This window comes from Bradyrhizobium sp. AZCC 2289 (genome assembly GCF_036924615.1).
Classification (GTDB): Bacteria; Pseudomonadota; Alphaproteobacteria; order Rhizobiales; family Xanthobacteraceae; genus Bradyrhizobium.
The window spans coordinates 2,679,836-2,699,739 of the sequence record NZ_JAZHRY010000001.1 but is presented as its reverse complement, the minus strand read 5'-3'; the positions used below and the strand labels follow the sequence as shown (position 1 = coordinate 2,699,739).

Genomic DNA, 19,904 nt, shown 5'->3' with positions numbered 1-19,904 from the left:
TACGCAGCTTTTCGCTTCCATTTGGAAATCGGCCCGCAAGCATTTGCCCGCTTCGTTCATCGCCTCAGTTCGCTGATGCCCAATTCTGTCCATAGCCAACTGAAGTTGTAACTCGCCATTGCGCTGTTGTGATCACCGGACTTGGCCGTCCGGTTTTCCATCATTTTGAGCCATTCGGCGACCTTGACCCGTCCATTCTCCGTTTTGACTGCGGCGCGCGGCGTTTCGCCTCCGAGCACGGGAACCGGCTCATCGAGCACGCTGCGGTAGTGCCGGTCCATCTGATCATGGATGATGGCGCAACGCTCCTCCTCGGGGATAACGAACTCCTGTGGCTCGGCGACGTCGCGCGATGCCATGATTTGCTCGACCGATTCTGTCTTGACCGAAGGTTGGCCGACGCATCGGCCAAGTATCTCGGACAGCAGCGCGCGTCCGAGGTCGGAACGCTGCCGGGAGTTGACGCTGAGCACCAGGGCTTTGTTTTCCAGCTCCACATTGCCGAGCACAAGCGTACCATCTTCATGCCAGGTTTCGAAGGTCAGCGATTGCGGCGATTGCTCTCCGGCACGCGATGCCGCAGCCGGCTTTTCCTGACTGATCCAGTTCCATGACGTCGCGCTCGCCGGGCGAAACTCGGAACATGCTTCCAGGACTGCCCGGACGTCGTCGGCCGTCGTGCCGGCTGCGAGCGGATAGCGCACCTCACACATGACCAGCTCGTCCCCTTCGGCGTTGCGCAAATCGGGAATTTCCGGTGCGGCAGTCCGATCAATCAGGTCGACGAGCCAAAAGGATGTAAACATGGGGTTTATCGCGCGCAGCCTCTCCGTCGGCGAAAGGTCGGCGATCACCGTATCGTCAAAGTCTCGTCCGGTCGCTTGGGCAAGCTCCCGCTTTTCCTCGCTGCTGAGCTTTTCGAAGTTGTGCACGGCTTCGATGAAAGCTTCCGATGTTTCGTGTTCGAACGTTAGCACGCCGCCGCTGATCCGCGTTTGCGATCCCACCTGAACGACGCGCGCGGCGATGCGGTCCCATGGTTTGAGGGCGCGGGTCGCGCTCCGCTCGCTGATCAGGACGGGCTCGCCGCCGCGGATAAGGTCGCGCGCCCGAAACGACGTGCCGCGGACGATATCGCTCACTTCATAGAGGCTCATTGTCGAGTTTCGCAGTGCGGCCATGTAGGTACGAACGGACGCGGTCTCCTTCCAGCCACGGCGTTTCAGATAGTCGTCGATAGCGTTGCCGCCGTCGTCGAATTCACGGGTCAGGAAATCTTCGAAGGCGCAAGCCCAGACCGTGCTTGTGAACAGGTCTTCGCCGACGGTTGCGACGATATCGTCGATCTCAAGGCCGGTTTCGTCGCAGGTGGGCATTAGATGGTCTTCAAGGATCTGCTCGAATCGATCGGCCCAGCGATCGCGCATCGACCATTTGATCAGCCCTTCGAGCGTATGCTTGTTGGCCATGTTGCTGCTCGCGTCATCGGATGATCGGCGGCCGCATCGAGGCGACCCGCCGCAATCTAACAAACCCTCGGCATCGATTCGATCCCGAACGGGAATCGCTTGGGCGAAATCAACGGCTTTCTCGTGGCGCCCGCGCCTGCCGACGAACCCGGCGGAGCGGGCCCCGAGAGAATAACTTAGCCAAGCGATGCCGCAATATCAGCGATTGATCTGAAGAGGATAAGTGGATCGTCTTTTGATGGAATGAAACCGCGTCGCTCCCAGAACGCGGCAGTATCGACGTCAATCGCGTTGACAATCAGTGCGCGACCTCCGATGAGGCTTGCGGCCGTGACACAGCGTTGCAGTGCATGTTTGAGCAAGCCCGTGCCAATTCCCTTGTCGATCCATTTCTGATCGGTCGCAAGCTGTCCGGGTAGCAGGCAGGGGACAGGGTCGGGCGGCTGACCCGTTCGGATGGATCGCGGCAGGAGTGATGGCACGATCACCGTCGGCGCAAGGCCATAATAGCCGACCACCCGATTCGCCTCGTGAACGACGATCACCGCCGTGAAGCCCTTTTCCTGGTTGGAGAGCGCCCGCGTCTTGAGCCACCGGTCGAGAGACGGCTTGCCGCAAGAGAATCCGTCGAGAATATGGGCGGCCGTTAGTGGTTCGGGGCCGGAGATTTCCAAGCCTCAGCCCCCGGTATCCGAGCCGCCGGTCTCCCATGGCGCCGTGCGTTGGAAGAGTTCAATCATCTGCGGTACTGGACTGGCCGGTCCGGACAATGCCGCCATGAAAGCTTTGAATCCGGCGGGACTCATCCGAATGGGTACTGTCTCCATCAGCACGTCTTCGGCCGCCCTTACTGCTGCGTCGCGCACGAAGTCGGTGCGCGAACGACCGCGCAACGTTGCGGCCCGATCGATGATGGCAATGTCGGTTTCGGGCAGCCGCATCGAAAGCGGATGCTCCTTGCGCTTACCGGTTCGCGGCATGATGGACCTCCATGGCAGCAAAAATAGAGTACTGTAGCGCATTTTGCAATACAGGGGGTGGCGTTACTTGAGGCGCGGAAGCGATCGGCTGGTGCGACCCTGACTCCAAGAGTTCGGAACAGCTTCGTCTCTCAGTCCCGGGCGAGGGAGCTTCGCGCACCCGTGTCCACCGCCCCGACGAACAATCCCGACCACGAATCAGGCGGCAGGCGTCCCTCATTTCGGCTATGCTCAAGCCATGACGATCGGGATTACCGGACCCGAACGGAAGGTACCAAGACAAAGCGCCTTGGTCGGGGTCATCATTGCGGCCATTGTCGGTGGGATTTGCCTGATCCTGCTTGGGCTCGCGAGCGACTTCCTGGTTGACTGGTTGTGGTTTTCGTCGATCGGTTATCTGCAGGTTTTCTGGACAACAATCGGCGCTAAAGTCGTCGTCCTTTTTGCGGTCTGGATCGGAACTGCTGTCGTCCTTTGGTTGAACGGATGGCTTGCGGGGCGTTTTGCCCGACGGCGGCCGACGCATTCCGTCGCCGCCTTCGTGTCCAGTCTTGCGGGCAATGTGCCGCCGCCCGACCTGTTCTCGGTCATGCGCGATCGGCTGCCATGGTCCTGGATTATCGCGGGCGGCGCAGGTTTGTTCGCTCTGCTGGTTGCCGCGGCAGAAGTCGGTAATTGGGGCGTCATCCTGCGGTTTTTCTATCGCGTCCCCTACGGTGCAGACGACCCGCTCTTCAACAAGGACATCAGTTTCTATCTCTTCGTACTGCCGGCCTATATCCTCATCAAGAACTGGATGCTGCTCGCACTCGTTCTGAGCGCGCTGTTTGCCGGAACGATCTACTGGGTGCACGGCGACATTGAATATGACATTCATCGCCAATCGGTATCGCCGACGGTAATTGCGCACGGCTCGGCCTTACTCGGTCTCCTTTTCCTCGTGAAGGCCTGGTCCTACGGTCTTGACCGCTATCTGCTGCTCTATGGCGACAACGGCGTTGTCGTCGGCGCAAGCTACACCGATATCCATGTCGGGCTGCCGGCCCTGTGGCTAATGATCGGGCTGTCGGTCATTGCGGCGCTGACTGCGTTGGCAAACCTTGGGATGAGGACCTACCGGCTTCCTGCCGCTGCGTTCATACTCGTCGTGATCGGCTCGTTCGTGCTGACCGGCGTAGCTCCCGCGTTGTTCCGGCGGGTGTTTGTCAAACCAAGCGAGTTGCAGCTGGAGAAGCCCTACATCGAACGCAACATCGCCGCGACCCGGCAGGCTTACAATCTCGATCGGATCGCGGCCAAGCCGTTTGCTGCCGAACAGAAGCTTACTTCCAAGATGCTCGACGCCAACAAGGCGACAATCGAGAATATCAGGCTGTGGGACTGGCTGCCTCTGTCGGATACCTACGCGCAGCTGCAGGAGATCCGCACTTACTACAAATTCCATGATCTTGACGTTGATCGTTACTGGCTCAATGGCTCCTACCAAAGCGTAATGCTCTCGGCTCGCGAATTGCGGCCCTCCTTGCTGCCGCCGAATGCCCAGACCTGGGTCAACCGCCACGTCCTGTTTACGCACGGCAATGGGGCGGTGATGAGCCCGGTCACGCGCAAGAGCAACGAAGGGCTGCCATTCTTCTATCTGCGTGACATTCCTCCGGTTGCGGACGGAGGCCCCCAGATCCATGAACCGCGCGTCTACTACGGCGAGGAGCCCGACAGCTACGTTATCGTCAAGGGAAGCACACCTGAGTTCGACTATCCGAAGGGGAAAGACAATGTCTACGCCGCTTATGACGGCACCGGTGGCATTCCGATAGGATCGATGGTGTGGAGAGGCCTGTTTGCTTTTTACTTCAACGATCCGAACCTGGTTCTCTCAAGCTATATCACCAGCGACAGCCGGATCATGATCCGACGTAATATCGAGGAACGGATACGAACGATCGCTCCGTTCCTCAGGCTCGATCACGATCCTTATCTGGTCATCGGCAATGGGCGGATGTTCTGGATGCAGGACGCCTATACGGTGAGTTCCTATTTCCCTTCTGCGCAGCCGGCGCAAGACATGGATCTCAATTACATTCGCAATTCAGTGAAGGTGGTCGTCGATGCCTATAACGGAACCGTCGACTTTTATCTGATGGACACCGGCGACCCCGTCGCCGGCACCTACCAGCGCATCTTTCCGAACTTGTTCAAGCCGTTTTCGGCCATGCCGGCCGAGTTGCAGAAGCACATTCGCTATCCGGAGGAGCTGTTCCTGATTCAGGCGCGGCTCTATCAGAGCTACCACATGGAGGACGCCGACGTTTTCTATAACCGTGAGGATCTCTGGCAATTCCCGCGCCAGCCGGGCGGCGACGGCATCGCAACGATGGCCCCGTATTACATCATCATGCGGCTGCCCGGCGAGCCGCAGGCCGAGTTCTTTCTCATGCTCCCCATGGTGCCGAGCCGCCGCGACAATATGATCGCGTGGCTCGCTGCGCGTTGTGACGCGCCCGACTACGGCAAGCTGATTGTCTACGAGTTCCCCAAGGAGAGGCTCGTCTACGGGCCGTTCCAGATCGAGGCGCGGATCAATCAGAATACCGAGATATCGCAACAACTCACGCTGTGGAATCAGATGGGCTCGCGGGTGATACGCGGCGCGAACCTGCTCGTGATCCCGATCGAGAACTCGATCCTATATGTGACGCCGCTCTATATGCGCGCGGAGCACGGACACCTCCCGGAGCTGAAGCGCGTGATCGCAGCCGACGGTGAACATGTGGTGATGAGGGAGACGCTCGCCGAGGCCTTGTCAGCGCTGTTCGTGGAACCCGGCGCTGCGCCGGCAGTTTCAAACACCACGGAGGGGATGCCGGTGACAGGCCCAGCGGCAAGTCAAGCACGGGAGGTGCTTGATCGCTACAATCAAGCCGTGGAGCGATTGAAGTCCGGAGATTGGAAAGGCTTCGGCGCGCAGTTCGATGCAATGCGCAAGCCTTTGGAGGAGATGAACCGTCAATCCACCGGCCACTAGCACGATTGAGCTTCGCTCAAGATCATATTGCGATTTCAGGGCGAGACCCGGCCGATGCCGACTCTCCACGTCTCGCATCGGTCTGCCGGACGGTGCAATATCAGCGCGATCCAAAAGTGAGATCGCGGCTGCGCGATCTTCCCCGGCGGATCGCCCACCGTTCGTGGCTTTGGCGCATGACGCGATCGAGCGCGGGACGCGAACCGAGTGTCTTCCCGGGAATGCAGGCGATGACGGCGTTACGGTCCTCGATGCCTTGCTCATCGACGATCCATGTCTGCAATTCCTCACCGGCAAGCCGCGCGGCGATCCGGTCAGGCGTCGGATCAATGTCGTTTGCGACCGTGACGTTCATCACGATCCGCCCGCCCGGTGCGAGGCGGGAACGGATCGCGTCGCAGGTCTCGGTATCGAATTCATCCATGAAGCGAAATCCGGGGCCGCCGACGTCGATTGCAATGCCATCATAGTAGGCGCGGTCGTCGAACACGAATTTCCGGAAGTCGGAGATGATGCAGGGCAATTCGTCCGGCAGCTCGAAATATCGTTGTGCGAGGATGAAGCTGATCGGGTTGTTGTCGACGATGGTCAGCCGCTTGCCAAGGCGCGACAGCCTGGTCGCAAGCGTTCCGCCGCCGCAGCCCAGCACGAGGATGTGTCGGGAGCGGGACAGAAGTTCGTCCATCAGCTTGACGTAGGTGAACACGCTTTCGCCGTCGGGCGTTGCCTGGCTTTGCCGCACGCCTTCCTCGAAATACACGCGCGTGCCGTCCCAGGAGCACTCGACGATATCGATCCAGCCGTTCCTGCCTTGATAGCGTCCCAGCAATTTCACGGCGGATAACCACGTAAAGAGTCGAGCATCAGAATAGATGCACAGAACATCTATTATCATGTGACGTGTAGTACGCCAACACTTTCAGGAATGGCGCATAATGTTTCCGCATCTGGTGCGGGGTTCGCGACAAGTCTCGGACAGCTCGGGGACGTCCTGCGGGGCCGAACCCCCGATGATATATTTTGCATCTGATTTGATGCTTGAAGCACCAATTCGTATGGTGTAGATATATTCGATGCCAATCTCAGCGGAGACCGCCTTTTCATGATTACGGCCAACCAGCTCAGGGCGGCCCGTGCGCTCCTGAACATTGATCAGCGGCAAACCGCCGACCTTGCGGATCTTTCGGTCCCTACCATCCAGCGCATGGAAGCGAGCGACGGCGTGATCCGCGGCAACGTCGATTCCCTGATGAAGCTGGTTTCGGCACTGGAGAATGCGGGGATCGAATTGATCAATCCGGGGATGACGAGTTCGACAGGTGGTCGCGGCGTTCGTCTCAGGGAACACGTGACGAAGCCAAAGATCAAGAACATCAAGCAGTCCAAACCTTCGCTGCCGCGGACATTGGAACGGACCCGCTAACGTTGGTCTCAAGCAATGGATGTGGCGTCTTTGGCCGTTCGATCGAGCAGGGCGAGCAGTCCCTGCAAAATCATAACCGGCGGCGGCGGACAGCCGGGAATATGAAGATCGACGGGAACGATCTGCGAGACCCCTCCGACAACCGCGTAGCTGCCGGCAAAACACCCGCCATCCCGCGCGCAATCTCCCACCGCAACGACCCATTTCGGATCCGGGGTCGCATGATAGGTTCGCTCCAGCGCATCGCGCATGTTTTTGGTCACGGGCCCGGTGACCATGAGAACGTCGGCGTGGCGGGGCGAGGCGACGAACCGGATGCCGAAACGTTCGACGTCGTAATAGGCATTGTTCAGCGCGTGGATCTCCAGTTCGCACCCGTTGCATGATCCGGCATCGATTTCGCGGATCGAGAGGCTTCGGCCGAGGCGCCGCCGCGCGGCGTGCTGCAGCGCCGTCGCGAGTTCGCCGACGGCGGTCGCGTCCAGCGCGGGCGCCGGCTCCGTGAACGGTCCCTGGAAAAAACTTTGAAAGAGAAGTTTGCGCATCGCCTTCTCCTACAGGTCCTGGCCGGAATAGGAACAGTTGAACGATTTGTTGCAGAGTGGAAAGTCGGCGACGATGTTGTCCTCGATGGCGGCCTCGAGCAGCGGCCACTGAAACCAGGACGGATCGCGAAGATGGCAGCGGTCGATGCGGCCGCCGTCGAGCCGGAGCCAGACCATGATGTCGCCCCTGAAACCTTCGACCAGCGCCATGCCCTCGCGCGGTCCCGCCGCGGCGCCGACCGGCACGCGCAGCGGGCCGCCGGGAAGCCGGTCCAGAATCTGATTTGCCAGCGAAAGGCTCTGCTCCACTTCACGAATCCGAATCCAGACCCGGGCGTTCACGTCACCCTCGTCGAGCACCGGTACCTCGAAGAGCAGATCATTATACGGGGGATATCCGGGAGCGCGGCGGGCGTCGAAGGCGCGCCCGGACGCGCGGCCCACATAGCCTCCTGCAGCATATTGCTTTGCGAGGGCCGCCGTGACGACGCCGGTGCCGACGGTGCGATCCTGAAGCGAGGCGGTGTTGTCGTAGAGTTCGACAAGTGAGGGAAAGCGAACGGGGATATTGTCGAGCGTCGCACGGATGGCCGCTTGCCCTGCTTCGTCGAGGTCGCGAACAAGCCCGCCGGGAACGATGACGTCCCGCATCAGTCGGTGACCGAAGGCTGTGTTCGCCGCGCGGAGAACGTCCTCGCGCAGCACGTTGCAATGGGCCTGCATCAAGCCGAAGGACGCGTCGTTGCAGATCGCGCCGATGTCGCCGAGATGATTGGCAAGCCGCTCGAGTTCAGCAAGCAGCGCCCGCAGCCAGACCGCGCGGTCCGGCACGGCAAGTTGCAGCGCCGCCTCGACGGCCTTCGAAAACGCGTAAGCATAGGCGACGGTGCTGTCGCCGGATACGCGTCCGGCCAGTTGCGCGGCGCGCTCGACGCTGGCGCCGCGCATCAGCCCCTCGATACCCTTGTGCGTATATCCCAGCCGCTGTTCCAGCCGGACCACGGTCTCACCGCTGGCGGTAAACCGGAAATGCCCGGGCTCGATGATGCCCGCATGCACCGGACCGACGGCGATCTGGTGCAACCCATCGCCTTCCGCCGCGAGGAAGCGGTACGGCGCCGTCGTCGACAACGCGCCGATGCGATCCCCTAAGGGAAAGCGCACGCCCCAACGGTTGTGATCAAGCCAGGCGCGGCTATCGGGCAAGTCTTGCGCGAACAATCCGAACAGGTCGTTGATCGTGCGCTCCAATCGCAGCCCCGGCGGGTGGTATTTGCCGACCGAGGGATAAACGCGATCGGGGCAATCCAGGCTGACAACCGCGATATCCGCTGTGTCCCGATCGATGATCGCCATGTGTACCGTCGAGGGTTCACCCCAGAGGCCAAGCAGGCTCCAGCGTCCCTGCGCCAGTTCGCTTGCCGCAAAATTCCAGAGATGTGCATCGACCACGGCGCGCGGCCATGGGCTGTGTTGCTGGATCGTGCGGCCTTCCTGCATCAGATCGATCAGCGATGGCATATCCCGTTCATCCCTCAACTATCCAAGCAGACGAGCGACGTGCTGGAACCAGACGACGAGCGGCGCAGGAAGATAGATTCCCGCGCAAAGAACCAGTGCAAGGTGAGCGAACATCGGCACGTAGGAAGCGTCCGCCGACGCCGTGCTGCCGCGAGGCTGGCCGAATGCCACGCTTGTCAGGCGCAACGTCAACGCGCCGAAGGCCAGCAGCAGCCCGAACACCAGCGCGATCGCCAGCAGCGGCTGCCGCGCAAAGGTCGAACTCACGACCAGAAATTCGCTCATGAAGATGCCGAGCGGCGGCAGTCCGGCGATTGCGACCACGCCCGCCACGAAGCCCCAGCCAAGCACCGGATGGGTCACGGTCAGGCCCCGGATCCGGTTGATCCGCTGCGTGCCCTTGATCTGCGAGATATGGCCGACGGCATAGAAGATCGCCGACTTGGTCAGGCTGTGCATCACCATGTGCAGCAGCCCCGCGAAATTGGCCAGCGGGCCGCCCATTCCGAACGCAAAGACGATGATGCCCATGTGCTCGATCGAGGAGTAGGCGAACAGCCGTTTGATGTCGCGCCGGCGGTACAGCATGAAGGCCGCGAAGATCAGCGAGACCAGGCCCATCGTCACCATTAGCGGGCCCGGCGCGATCGCGGAGGGATTGGCGACCAGCAATATCTTGAAGCGCAGCAGCGCATAGAGCGCGACGTTCAGCAGCAGGCCCGACAGCACGGCCGATATCGGGGTCGGACCTTCGGCGTGGGCGTCGGGCAGCCAGGCATGCAGCGGCGCGAGGCCGACCTTGGTTCCGTAGCCGAGAAACAGGAATATGAAGGCGACATTGAGCAACTCGGGATCGAAGGCGGCGGCATGCCGGATCAACAGGGTCCAGACCATGCCGTCCTGGCCTTCGCCAACGATCGGCCGCGCCGCCATGTAGACGAGGATGGTGCCGAACAGCGCGAAGGCAATGCCGACGCTGCCAAGGATGAAATATTTCCACGCCGCTTCCAGCGCGGCGTGGGTACGGTAGATGCCGACCATCAGCACCGTGGTGAGGGTTGCGATTTCCACCGCGACCCACATCAGTCCGATATTGTTCGAGACGAACGCCAGATTCATGCCGAACATCATGGTCTGGTACATGGCGTGGTAGAAACGCAGGTACAGCGGCGTCAACCGGCCGGTTTCGAGCTCATGGGCGATGTAGCTCGCGCTGAAGATGCTGGTGGTGAAGCCGACGAAGGTGTTGAGCACGATGAAGACGATGTTGAGGTCATCGACCAGCACATACGGCCCCGGCTGTGGACGCTCGATCACGAACAGCGACAGCGCCGCCATGAATGTCGCGAAACTGGCCACGACGTTCAGGCGCGCGGTGAGTCGGTAGCCGGGCAACGCGGCCAGCAACGCCGCCGAGCCGATCGGGATCAGCAGCACTGCCGCCACGGGATCGAAGGAAGCCGCACTCATCGGTGCTCGCCCCGGTAGTCGTCGAGCGCGGAGACATCGACGGAATCGAAGCGTTCACGGATCCGGAACAGGAAGATGCCGATCACGATGAAGGCGATCAGGATCGAGAAGGCGACGCTGATCTCGACCACGAGCGGCATGCCTTTGGCGCCCGTGGCCGCCAGCACGAGGCCGTTCTCGAGCGACATGAATCCCACGACCTGGCTGACGGCATTGCGCCGCGTCACCATGACCAGAAGTCCGAGCAGCACGACCGAAAGGGCGAAGGCGAGATCCTCGCGCGCCAGCGGATCGGCCTCGGCGGTGACCCGCAGCATCAGCACCATGGAGAGCGCGACCAGGGCCATCCCGGCCAGCATGGTCGGGCCGATGCCCACGGCCGACTCGATGTCGCGGTGAATGCCAAGCTGCTTGACGATGCGATGCAGCGCCACCGGAATGACGATCGCCTTGAACACGAGCGCGATGGCCGCCGTGATGTAGAGATGAGGCGCTTGCTGGACAAAGGCCTGCCAGGCGACGGAAAGCGCGAGCACCACGGCGTGGAACGCAAAGACGTTGAGCAGCGAATAGAGCCGGTCCTGATACAGCATCATGAAGCTGATCAGGACCAGCCCGCCGGCCAGCGTATGCGAGACGTCGAAGGCGAGGCTGTGCATCTGCATCAGAAGCTCCTCGATACGAACAGAAGCAGCGTACCGAGCAGGCCCAGCATCAGCGCGGCCCCGAGAAACTGCGGAATGCGGAAAACCCGCATCTTCGCCGTCGCCGTCTCGAACAGCGCCAGCAAAAAGCCGGCGACGGCGAGTTTGACGATGTAGGCGCCGGCGCCGATGGCGTAGGCCAGCGGGCCGGTGCCGAACAGCGCGATCTTCCAGGGCAGGAACACGCAGGCGATCAGCGAGATATAGAGCAGGAGCTTGAGAAAGGCGCCGAACTCGATCATCGCGAGGTGACGTCCCGAATATTCGAGAACCATCGCCTCATGCACCATGGTGAGCTCCAGATGCGTGGCCGGGTTGTCGACGGGGATGCGCGCGTTCTCGGCGAGCGCCACCATGATGAGCGCGATCAGCGCCATCCCCAGCGATACCCGTAAGCCGACGTAGGACGAGGCCAGGAAATTTGCGACCGTCGAAAGCTGGGTCGAGCCGGCAACCAGCGCCATGCAGAACACGATCAGCAGCATCGCAGGCTCTGCCAATGCCGCGATCATGACTTCGCGGCTGGAGCCGATGCCGCCAAAACTGGTGCCGACATCCATTCCTGCGAGCGCCAGAAAGAACCGCGCGCTTCCGAGCAGCGCCACGATGGCGATCAGGTCGGCGGTCCAGTTGAACGGCAGGCCGGTCGCAAAGGTCGGCACCAAGGCGGCGGCAACCCAGATCGCGGCGAACGTCACATAGGGTGTCACGCGGAACAGCCACGAGGCGTTGTCGGCCAGCACCACCTCCTTGCGCAGCAGGCGCAGCAGATCGCGATAGGGCTGAAACATCGATGCGCCCTGGCGACGCACCAGCCGCGCCTTGATCTTGCGGACGAAGCCGGTCAGCAGCGGCGCCAGCAACAGCACCAGCAGCATCTGCACACCCTGTACGATGATGTCGGAGATCACGACCATATCGCGAGCACCAGCAGCAGCGTGACGAGGGTGGCGAAGACCAGACTGAGATATTGCCGGATGGTCAGGAATTGCAGGCGGTTGAGCCAATCGGCGGAATAGCCGACCGCGCCCGCGATTGGCGCATACATTCCCTCCCAGACCAGATCGTGCAATTCGATTCGGAGCCGCGCCGGCCTGGTATCTCCGGGCGCCGGCATCTCGACATGATCGCGGGCGTGGAACAGCATCGTGCCGAACACGCGGCGGATCGGCTGCGCAAAACTTCCCGCCGAATACTGCGCCGCGGGCGTGGAATCGGAAAAGCCGCAGCCCCAGGCAGGCCCCCGCCGCAGCGCATGCGAGGCGAAGCGATGAATGAAGAAGACGGCAAGCGAAGCGGATATCGTGATGAACACCATCACCAGCAATCCGTTATACGAACTTCGGCTCTCCGCGATCGGCACGATCGAAAGCCAGGGTTCATTGGCCTGGATCGGCATCCGGCCACCGAGAATCGCGGTTGTGATCGGCGAAAGCGCGTCGATCACCAGCCCCGGCAGGATTCCGGCCAGAAGGCAGAGTGCGGCAAGGATGAACATGGCGACGAGCGAGCAGCGGTCGACCTCATGGGCGGTTTCGGCCGCCGTTCCGCGCGGCCGTCCGAGAAACGTCACGCCGTAGGCCTTGACGAAGCACGCCGCGGCCAACGCCGCCGCCAGGGCCAATAGCGCGCCGACCGCGGGCACCGCGATCTTCAGCGCCCATTGTGGCAATTCCGGACTTTGCAACACGGCCTGGAACATCAGCCATTCCGAAACGAAGCCGTTGAAGGGCGGAAGCGCCGAGATCGCGACGCAGCCGACGAGAATGGCGAAACTCGTCTGCGGCATGCGATGAATGAGGCCGCCCAGTTTTTCCATGTCGCGCTCGCCCGTCGCGGTCAGGACGGCGCCGGCCCCGAAGAACAGCAGGCTCTTGAACAAGGAGTGGTTGAGCACGTGGAACAGCGCCGCGGTGAAGGCCAGCGCCGCCGCGAGCTTCAGGCCGTTGGCCTGAAAGGCCAGTGCAAGGCCCAGGCTTGCGAAGATGACGCCGATATTCTCGATCGTGCTGTAGGCCAGCAGGCGTTTCAGGTCCTTTTCCATCATCGCGTAGAGGATCCCCATGACGGCGGTGATGCCGCCGAGGATCAGCACGACCACGCTGGCCCACCATGTCGGCTGTCCCAAGAGGTCGAAGATGACGCGAATGAAGCCGTAGATCGCGACCTTGGTCATGACACCGCTCATCAGCGCCGAAACATGGCTTGGCGCCGCGGGATGCGCGAGCGGCAGCCACACGTGCAACGGCACCAGACCGGCCTTGGAGCCGGCGCCGAGCAACATCAGGATCAGCACCAATGTTGCTGCATAGGGGGTGTGCTGCGCCGAGCGGATGGCGGCAAATCCGTAATCTCCCGCCGGTCCGGCCAGCAGGCCGAAGGCCAGTAGCAGCGCGAGCGTGCCGAAGCTCGCCATCACGAGATAGACGTAACCCGCCTTGGCGTTGTCGGGTTCGCGATGATGCGCCATGACCAGCGCCCAGGAAGCCAGCGACATGAATTCCCAGCACAGCAGATAGGAAAACGCATCGTCCGCCAGCACCACCAGATTCATCCCGGCCAGAAAGGCGGGTAAGAACGGCAGCACGCGGTGCGGTGCTGGTTCGTGGTGGCCGTAGCCGAGGCCATAGAGGCTTGCCGACGCACCCCCCAGATTGACCACCACGAGAAAGAACGATGCGAGCGCATCCATGCGGAAATGGGCGCCAAGCCACGGTAGTCCGATCGGCAAGGTCAGGTCGGAGATATCAGGCACGCCGCCGAGCAGCGAGCGGATCGACCCGAACAAGGCGAGCAGGGAAACAGCCAGAGTGAGGCTGTAAACGATCGCCGTGGCGCTCTTGGCGCGGCTCAGGAAGATCGCAAGCCCGGCGATCCCCAATAATCCCGCGACACATGACATTTGCAAGACGACGGGAGCCATCAAACGCGCCCCCGCGTGCCGTTCGACGTTTTGTGCTCTGCCTGATGGTCCAGATAAGCCTTGGCCGAACCCGAATTCATCTTCAGACGCACCCCGCGTCCTTGCGAATTGCTGACGGCTCCTTCTTCAATCATCTCGATCCCGGCGGCGTCGAATGCAGCGATCAACTTGACCAGCGAATCGACATTGCCTCGAACCATCGTTTCGCTCGCCTCCATTCGCTGGAGGGTCGGCACGGAGAGTCCGGAGAGTTTTGCAAGCCGGCGCTGATCGACGCCGAGAAGCAGCCTGGCAGCCCGCAATTGAGCTGCCGTGATCATCGGTCGGAACCCCAGCCAATATCAAACATCATTCCTGCATCCTAACTAATGATGTTAAAGTGTCAATAAATGATATCTGAAATATCTATTCTAAGGGATGCTTTTCGGGCAATGGAATGCGGATTTGCGGGGGGGGCCGCGGCATACCGCGCCCCGAACCGTTCAGTGCTGCGATCGCCATGGCAACGTCGCTTGCGCCCGCAGCTACGCCGGCAAGGGCGTTGTGCGGTATGCGTGGTGACGTGGGAAGTGTGGTCGCGATAATGATCCGTGCTGCACCTCATGTTCGACCCCAAGGGCATGCGCCGAATTGGCAGGATGCGGCAAGGTGGCTGTTCGAGCGCGGCTATCGGGAGTCGGTCGGGCGCGTCGTAGACGAAAAAACCAAGGAATTGCCCAGGGCATTGCTCGCCTATCCCGATGTGAACAGCGAGTGGAAGAATCCTGTCGTGTTGCGCTTCATGCCGGTCATTCCCCTGAGCCTCGTCAATGGCGACCGGCTTTTGAATTATCTCTCAATCATGATGACGATTGGCACGCCCAGGAAATGTGCATCGAATACCTGTTCCGGCGGACGAGGCGACCGAGTGTCATCACATTGCATTGATGAGCGCTGACTAGTCGTCGAAATCGGCTTGCTGGACATTGAAAGCGCTGCGGCCGCGACCTAACTCGGGCTCCGAGGTATGCATGACGGAAACCACGACAAACAGTTGCGGAGCGGCAGGTCGCGACGTTCAGTGCAGGACGCGCCCGCTTGCCGGCGTCATCGTCCTGCTGGTTTGTCTGACGATCCTGATCACCTTCTCTGTTGCCGGAGATTGGCTGGAAAACGGCATGACTTTGGCGCAAGAGGACATCGTGACGTTGGCGCAAGAGGATATCTCGCCTTTCTGCCCGATGCCTGCGAAGCTCCGTTTTTCTCTTGCTGGCCTGTCGCGAGAGGCGAGACAGCACCCCGCTCGCTCGAAAGCCCATTTTATCGGGACAAGAGATGAGTGACCCAAGCGTGCTTGTTTCTCTCGATGGCAGCTGAGAAATTTCGACTCGCGCGTCGATCTGAGTGAGTTGTCATTCTATCGATGACTCCTGATGCCTGTTCCGGGTATAAAGTGATCCTTCAGAGCCGCTATCGCCCCTGAGAGGTCATGTGACTGCCCCCAATCCCGCCGCAGGCAAACCGGTCGATCCCGCTTCTCTCGTCAATGTGCCGCGACTGGTGACGGCCTATTTCGCGAACAAGCCCGACCCAGGCGATCCCCTGCAACGCGTTGCCTTCGGCACATCGGGACATCGCGGTTCGTCGCTCAAGAATGCCTTCAACGAAGATCATATCCTGGCGACGACGAAGGCGATCTGCGATCACCGCCGCGCCAACGGCCTGACCGGCCCGCTGTTCATCGGCATCGACACTCACGCTCTCGCTGAGCCGGCGCTGGCCAGCGCCATCGAGGTATTTGCCGCCAACGGCGTCGACATCATGATCGACGATCGCGGAGGCTACACACCAACCCCGGTGATCTCGCACGCGATCCTGAGCTACAACAAGGGCAGGACGAGCGGCCTCGCCGACGGCGTCGTCATCACGCCTTCGCACAATCCCCCCGAGGACGGCGGCTACAAATATAATCCGCCGCATGGCGGCCCGGCCGATACGGATGTCACGGCGATCGTCGAAAAGAATGCAAACGCCTATCTCACCGCCGGCCTCAAGGGCGTCGCGCGGATGCCTTACGAGCGGGCTCGCAAGGCGCAATCGACGCATCTCTACGACTATATCGGTCCCTACGTCGCCGATCTCGGCAATAGCGTCGACATGGCGCTGATCAAATCGTCCGGTGTGAAAATCGGCATCGATCCGCTCGGCGGCGCGGCCGTTCACTTCTGGCAGCCGATCATCGAACATTACGGCATTAACGCCACGATCGTGAACGACGCCGTCGATCCGACGTTCCGTTTCATGACGGCGGACTGGGACGGAAAAATCCGGATGGATTGTTCTTCGCCATTTGCGATGGCCAGCCTGATCCGGATGCGCGACAAATTCGACGTTGCCTTTGCCAACGATACCGATGCCGACCGGCACGGCATCGTGACGCCGTCGGGCGGCCTGATGAACCCGAACCATTATCTGGCGACCGCGATCGCCTATCTGTTCGAACACCGGCCGGCGTGGGGACAACCGGCGGCAATCGGCAAGACCATCGTCTCGAGTTCGATCATCGATCGCGTCGCGGCCAAGCTGAAGCGCAAACTGGTCGAGACCCCGGTCGGTTTCAAATGGTTCGTCGATGGGCTTGGCTCCGGCGCATTCGGGTTTGCCGGCGAGGAAAGCGCCGGTGCGTCGTTCCTGAAACGGGACGGCTCGGCCTGGACCACCGACAAGGATGGCATCGTGATGGGGCTTCTGGCCGCCGAAATCCTCGCCAAAACCGGCCGCGATCCCAGTCAGTTGTTTGTCGGACTGACCGAAGAGCTCGGCGTTCCCTTCTACGAGCGGATCGACGTGCCGGCGACGCCGAAGCAGAAAAGCGCCTTGAAGGCGCTGGGGCCGGAGCAACTCAATATGAAGGAGCTCGCCGGCGAACCGGTCCGCGCTGTCAGGACCAAGGCGCCCGGCAACGATCAATCCTTCGGCGGCATCAAGGTCGAGGCTGAGACGGGCTGGTTCGCCGCGAGACCATCGGGCACCGAGGACGTCTACAAGATCTATGCGGAGAGTTTTCGCGACAAGAATCATTTGAGCCTGATCCAGCGCGAGGCCCAGTCCGCCCTCGCGCGGGTGTTCGACTGACCCGCACGGGAGCCCCCTTTTCTAAGCCGGCAGGGAAAAGCATGAAGCAGCCTCACGCCACAGCGGTCTTGCCGGCATTCCTGCTGCGGAGCGTTGCCGCCGCCATCGCGCTGCTGCTGTCGCTCTCCGGCGCTGCGTTGGCCGAGCCGGTTTTCTCCTTCGACAGCTCGCCCGGAAAACTGCCCAAGACAGTTGTTCCCGTCCATTATGCGATCGAGCTCACGCCGGATCTGGAGAGCCTTGCGCTTCCCGGTGTCGAGATCGTCGATATCGAGGTGCGCGAGCCCGTGACGCGGCTGACGCTGAATGCCGTCGACACGAGTTTCGCTTCTGCCAGCCTCGACGATGACGCACAGCGCGCCGATGTTACGCTCGATGCCGGTGCGCAGACCGCGACGCTCAGCTTTGCGCAGCCGCTCGCGCCCGGCGCGCATCGCTTACGGATCGCGTTCACGGCGCGGATCAACAAATTCGGCACCGGTCTCTTTTACGTCGACTATCCGACCGGCAACGGCACGAAGCGGCTGCTCTCGAGCAAACTCGAGCCGGCCGACGCGCGACGGATCTTTCCATGCTGGGATGAGCCCGCGTTCAAGGCGACGTTCGCGCTGACGGTGACGGTACCAAGCTCGTTCCTGGCGGTCGGCAACATGCCGGTCGTGCGCGAGGAGCCGGCAGGATCAAACCTGAAAGAGGTCGCCTTCGCGCCGACGCCAAAAATGTCGAGCTATCTGTTCGTGCTCACCGTCGGCGAACTCGAACGCCTGACCGCGGACGCCGATGGCGTGACCGTCGGCGTGGTCACGACATCAGGCAAAAGCGGGCAGGGCCGCTTTGCGCTCGACAGCGCGGTGAAGCTGCTGGCGTATTACAACGATTATTTCGGCGTCAAATATCCGCTGCCGAAACTCGATCTGCTGGCGGTGCCGGGCGGCTTCAGCGGCGCCATGGAGAACTGGGGCGGCATTACCTTCTTCGAAAGCCGGCTGTTGTTCGACCCCGCGACCAACGCGGATACCGCGCGGCGCGGCATCTTCAACATCCTGGCGCATGAGATGGCGCATCAATGGTTCGGCGATCTCGTCACCATGGGCTGGTGGGATAATCTCTGGCTCAATGAGGGCTTTGCCAGCTGGATGGCGACCAAGGCCTCGGAACAGTTTTATCCGCAATGGCAGAACTGGCTGAACGGCTACGGCCAGAAGCAATTCGCGCTGGCGCTCGACGCGCGGCGGACCTCGCATCCGATCCAGCAGCCGGTCGCCGACCACAGCGAGGCCACCGTCGCGTTCGACGCCATCACCTACAACAAAGGCCAGGCGCTGATCCGCATGCTGGAGAATTATCTCGGCGAGGGAGCGTTCCGCGACGGCATCCGCAAATACATGGTTGCGCACGCCTACGGCAACACCACCACGGCCGATCTCTGGCAGGCATTGGAGAGCGCGGCCAGCAGGCCCGTCACCGGCATCGCAGCCTCCTTCACCGAGCAGGACGGCGTGCCGCTGATCACAGCCGAGACCGCGTGCACCGGCGATGCGCAGCGCATGACGCTGCGGCAGGACCGGTTCGTGATCGCGCCCAGGCAAACGACCGGCGCGGCGCCGCTGCCGCCGCGAAGCTGGCAAATCCCGGTCGCGCTCGGGCCGCTGCCCGCCACGCGGCCGGCGGACGTCGTGCTGCTTCAGGGCAGTGCCGACATTGCCGCGGGCAGCTGCGGCGAAGCCTTCAAGGTCAATCTCGGCGATATCGGTTATTACCGCGTCGAATACGGTCCCAACAGCCGCGCCGCGCTGATGAAATCCTTGGCGCAGATGCCGGTGGAGGATCGCGTCAATTTCGTCGCCGATAGCTGGGCGCTGGTGCAGGCCGGGCGCGCCGAGCCGCCGACCTATCTCGCCTTGATCGAGGCGCTCGGCCCCGACGACCGCCGCGCGGTGTGGGACCAGGTGATCGGCGCCCTGACCGGGCTCAATCGTCTGGCGCGCGATCGCGCCGAGCGCCCGGCGCTGCAGGCCTATGCCCGCGCCAGATTGCGCCCGGTGTTCGACCGGCTGGGCTGGGAGGGCAGCGGTCCGGGCGACGACGACACCACCTTGCTGCGCGCCAGCCTGATCCGGGCGCTCGGCGAGTTCGGAGACCAGGACGTCCTCACTGAGGCCAAACGCCGGTTCGGGGGCTTCCTGCAGGATCCGAAATCGCTGCCCAACGCGCTGCGCGACGCCGTCACCCATCTCGTCGGCATCAGCGCCGACCGGGCGACCTACGACACGCTGCTGGCGCTGGCGCGCAAAAGCACCGTCACCAACGAGCGCGTGCGTTATTATTACGCGGCGGCCAGCGCGCGCGACGCGACGCTGGCAGGCGACACGCTGGCGCTGACCCTGACCGACGAACTGCCGAGCACGATCGTCTCGGGCCTGATCATTACGGTCGCTTCCGCCGGCGAGCAGCCCGATCTGGCCTGGGCTTTCGTGCAGAAGAATTTCGATACGCTGCTCGCCAGACAAGGGCCGTCGTTCCGCGACCAGTTCGTTCCGAACTTCATGACCAATTTCACCGACGACGCCCATGCCGGCGAACTCAAAGCCTTTGCGCCGGCGCAATCGACCAGCGGCGGCCGGGTGATGGTGGCGCGGGCGCTGGAGTCGATTGCGATCTCGGCCGATCTCAAGGCGCGCGCGCTGCCGCCGGTCGATGCCTGGATCAGGGAGCGCAAATGAAGGAGGC

General features: G+C 61.9%; 17 protein-coding genes. 6 read left to right on the top strand and 11 right to left on the bottom strand.

The window, feature by feature from the left end:
* Positions 1-56: 56 nt before the first annotated feature.
* The 3 genes from V1289_RS13115 to V1289_RS13105 form a co-directional block, all read right to left on the bottom strand.
* Positions 57-1,427 (bottom strand): hypothetical protein, encoded by a 1,371-nt coding sequence (locus tag V1289_RS13115; protein ID WP_334397340.1) that lies wholly within the window; start codon positions 1,425-1,427, stop codon positions 57-59.
* Between the two features lie 218 nt (positions 1,428-1,645).
* Entirely contained in the window at positions 1,646-2,143 is a 498-nt protein-coding gene (locus tag V1289_RS13110; protein WP_334397339.1) for an N-acetyltransferase, read from the bottom strand.
* Between the two features lie 3 nt (positions 2,144-2,146).
* Positions 2,147-2,449 (bottom strand): type II toxin-antitoxin system TacA family antitoxin, encoded by a 303-nt coding sequence (locus tag V1289_RS13105; protein ID WP_334397338.1) that lies wholly within the window; start codon positions 2,447-2,449, stop codon positions 2,147-2,149.
* 238 nt (positions 2,450-2,687) lie between these two features.
* On the opposite strand from V1289_RS13105, the gene V1289_RS13100 reads away from it, so the two are divergent.
* Positions 2,688-5,474 (top strand): UPF0182 family membrane protein, encoded by a 2,787-nt coding sequence (locus tag V1289_RS13100; RefSeq protein WP_334397337.1) that lies wholly within the window; start codon positions 2,688-2,690, stop codon positions 5,472-5,474.
* A gap of 100 nt (positions 5,475-5,574) precedes the next feature.
* On the opposite strand, the gene V1289_RS13095 is transcribed toward V1289_RS13100, so the two are convergent.
* Positions 5,575-6,309, bottom strand: a complete 735-nt coding sequence (locus V1289_RS13095) for a spermidine synthase (protein WP_334397336.1) — start codon at positions 6,307-6,309, stop codon at positions 5,575-5,577.
* A 267-nt stretch (positions 6,310-6,576) separates the two neighbouring features.
* On the opposite strand from V1289_RS13095, the gene V1289_RS13090 reads away from it, so the two are divergent.
* Positions 6,577-6,897, top strand: coding sequence for a helix-turn-helix transcriptional regulator (locus tag V1289_RS13090; RefSeq protein ID WP_309179603.1), 321 nt, complete (start codon positions 6,577-6,579; stop codon positions 6,895-6,897).
* Positions 6,898-6,905: 8 nt separating this feature from the next.
* Here V1289_RS13090 and V1289_RS13085 read toward each other — a convergent pair whose 3' ends face one another.
* From V1289_RS13085 to V1289_RS13055, 7 genes are read right to left on the bottom strand one after another with little or no spacing between them, the layout of a single operon-like run.
* A complete protein-coding gene (locus V1289_RS13085; RefSeq protein WP_334397335.1) occupies positions 6,906-7,442 on the bottom strand; it encodes an NADH-quinone oxidoreductase subunit B family protein in 537 nt (178 codons plus the stop codon).
* A gap of 9 nt (positions 7,443-7,451) precedes the next feature.
* On the bottom strand, positions 7,452-8,963 hold the full coding sequence (locus V1289_RS13080; RefSeq protein WP_334397334.1) for a hydrogenase large subunit: 1,512 nt from the start codon (positions 8,961-8,963) through the stop codon (positions 7,452-7,454).
* Between the two features lie 18 nt (positions 8,964-8,981).
* Entirely contained in the window at positions 8,982-10,433 is a 1,452-nt protein-coding gene (locus V1289_RS13075) for a hydrogenase 4 subunit F (protein ID WP_334397333.1), read from the bottom strand.
* Positions 10,430-11,092 carry a hydrogenase-4 component E gene (locus V1289_RS13070; RefSeq protein ID WP_074278117.1) on the bottom strand — a complete coding sequence of 221 codons (663 nt, stop codon included), beginning with the start codon at positions 11,090-11,092 and terminating at the stop codon, positions 10,430-10,432. Before V1289_RS13070 ends, V1289_RS13075 begins: the two co-directional genes overlap by 4 nt.
* Before the next feature lie 5 nt (positions 11,093-11,097).
* On the bottom strand, positions 11,098-12,054 hold the full coding sequence (locus V1289_RS13065) for a respiratory chain complex I subunit 1 family protein (protein WP_309179599.1): 957 nt from the start codon (positions 12,052-12,054) through the stop codon (positions 11,098-11,100).
* The gene (gene hyfB, locus V1289_RS13060) at positions 12,045-14,060 is read right to left on the bottom strand and encodes a hydrogenase 4 subunit B (protein WP_334397332.1); all 2,016 of its coding nucleotides are present in this window, start codon (positions 14,058-14,060) and stop codon (positions 12,045-12,047) included. Before hyfB ends, V1289_RS13065 begins: the two co-directional genes overlap by 10 nt.
* On the bottom strand, positions 14,060-14,380 hold the full coding sequence (locus tag V1289_RS13055; protein WP_334397331.1) for a helix-turn-helix domain-containing protein: 321 nt from the start codon (positions 14,378-14,380) through the stop codon (positions 14,060-14,062). Before V1289_RS13055 ends, hyfB begins: the two co-directional genes overlap by 1 nt.
* A gap of 179 nt (positions 14,381-14,559) precedes the next feature.
* Between V1289_RS13055 and V1289_RS13050 the strand changes: the two genes are divergently transcribed.
* The 4 genes from V1289_RS13050 (at position 14,560) to V1289_RS13035 (ending at position 19,897) form a co-directional block, all read left to right on the top strand.
* Positions 14,560-14,997 (top strand): hypothetical protein, encoded by a 438-nt coding sequence (locus V1289_RS13050; protein ID WP_334397330.1) that lies wholly within the window; start codon positions 14,560-14,562, stop codon positions 14,995-14,997.
* A 73-nt stretch (positions 14,998-15,070) separates the two neighbouring features.
* Positions 15,071-15,382 carry a hypothetical protein gene (locus V1289_RS13045; protein WP_334397329.1) on the top strand — a complete coding sequence of 104 codons (312 nt, stop codon included), beginning with the start codon at positions 15,071-15,073 and terminating at the stop codon, positions 15,380-15,382.
* Between the two features lie 148 nt (positions 15,383-15,530).
* Complete coding sequence (gene pgm / locus V1289_RS13040; RefSeq protein ID WP_334397328.1) at positions 15,531-17,174, top strand: phosphoglucomutase (alpha-D-glucose-1,6-bisphosphate-dependent); 1,644 nt, start codon at positions 15,531-15,533, stop codon at positions 17,172-17,174.
* A gap of 41 nt (positions 17,175-17,215) precedes the next feature.
* Entirely contained in the window at positions 17,216-19,897 is a 2,682-nt protein-coding gene (locus V1289_RS13035) for a M1 family metallopeptidase (protein WP_334397327.1), read from the top strand.
* Positions 19,898-19,904 lie beyond the last annotated feature (7 nt).

Bases quoted from the DNA above. Each gene is read 5' to 3' on its own strand.
- V1289_RS13050 (WP_334397330.1), top strand. From the start codon at position 14,560: ATGGCAACGTCGCTTGCGCCCGCAGCTACGCCGGCAAGGGCGTTGTGC.
- V1289_RS13085 (WP_334397335.1), bottom strand. From the start codon at position 7,442: ATGCGCAAACTTCTCTTTCAAAGTTTTTTCCAGGGACCGTTCACGGAG.
- V1289_RS13080 (WP_334397334.1), bottom strand. From the start codon at position 8,963: ATGCCATCGCTGATCGATCTGATGCAGGAAGGCCGCACGATCCAGCAA.
- V1289_RS13100 (WP_334397337.1), top strand. From the start codon at position 2,688: ATGACGATCGGGATTACCGGACCCGAACGGAAGGTACCAAGACAAAGC.
- V1289_RS13090 (WP_309179603.1), top strand. From the start codon at position 6,577: ATGATTACGGCCAACCAGCTCAGGGCGGCCCGTGCGCTCCTGAACATT.
- V1289_RS13070 (WP_074278117.1), bottom strand. From the start codon at position 11,092: ATGCACAGCCTCGCCTTCGACGTCTCGCATACGCTGGCCGGCGGGCTG.
- V1289_RS13075 (WP_334397333.1), bottom strand. From the start codon at position 10,433: ATGAGTGCGGCTTCCTTCGATCCCGTGGCGGCAGTGCTGCTGATCCCG.
- V1289_RS13045 (WP_334397329.1), top strand. From the start codon at position 15,071: ATGACGGAAACCACGACAAACAGTTGCGGAGCGGCAGGTCGCGACGTT.
- hyfB (WP_334397332.1), bottom strand. From the start codon at position 14,060: ATGGCTCCCGTCGTCTTGCAAATGTCATGTGTCGCGGGATTATTGGGG.
- V1289_RS13055 (WP_334397331.1), bottom strand. From the start codon at position 14,380: ATGATCACGGCAGCTCAATTGCGGGCTGCCAGGCTGCTTCTCGGCGTC.
- V1289_RS13035 (WP_334397327.1), top strand. From the start codon at position 17,216: ATGAAGCAGCCTCACGCCACAGCGGTCTTGCCGGCATTCCTGCTGCGG.
- V1289_RS13065 (WP_309179599.1), bottom strand. From the start codon at position 12,054: ATGGTCGTGATCTCCGACATCATCGTACAGGGTGTGCAGATGCTGCTG.
- V1289_RS13115 (WP_334397340.1), bottom strand. From the start codon at position 1,427: ATGCGCGATCGCTGGGCCGATCGATTCGAGCAGATCCTTGAAGACCAT.
- V1289_RS13105 (WP_334397338.1), bottom strand. From the start codon at position 2,449: ATGCCGCGAACCGGTAAGCGCAAGGAGCATCCGCTTTCGATGCGGCTG.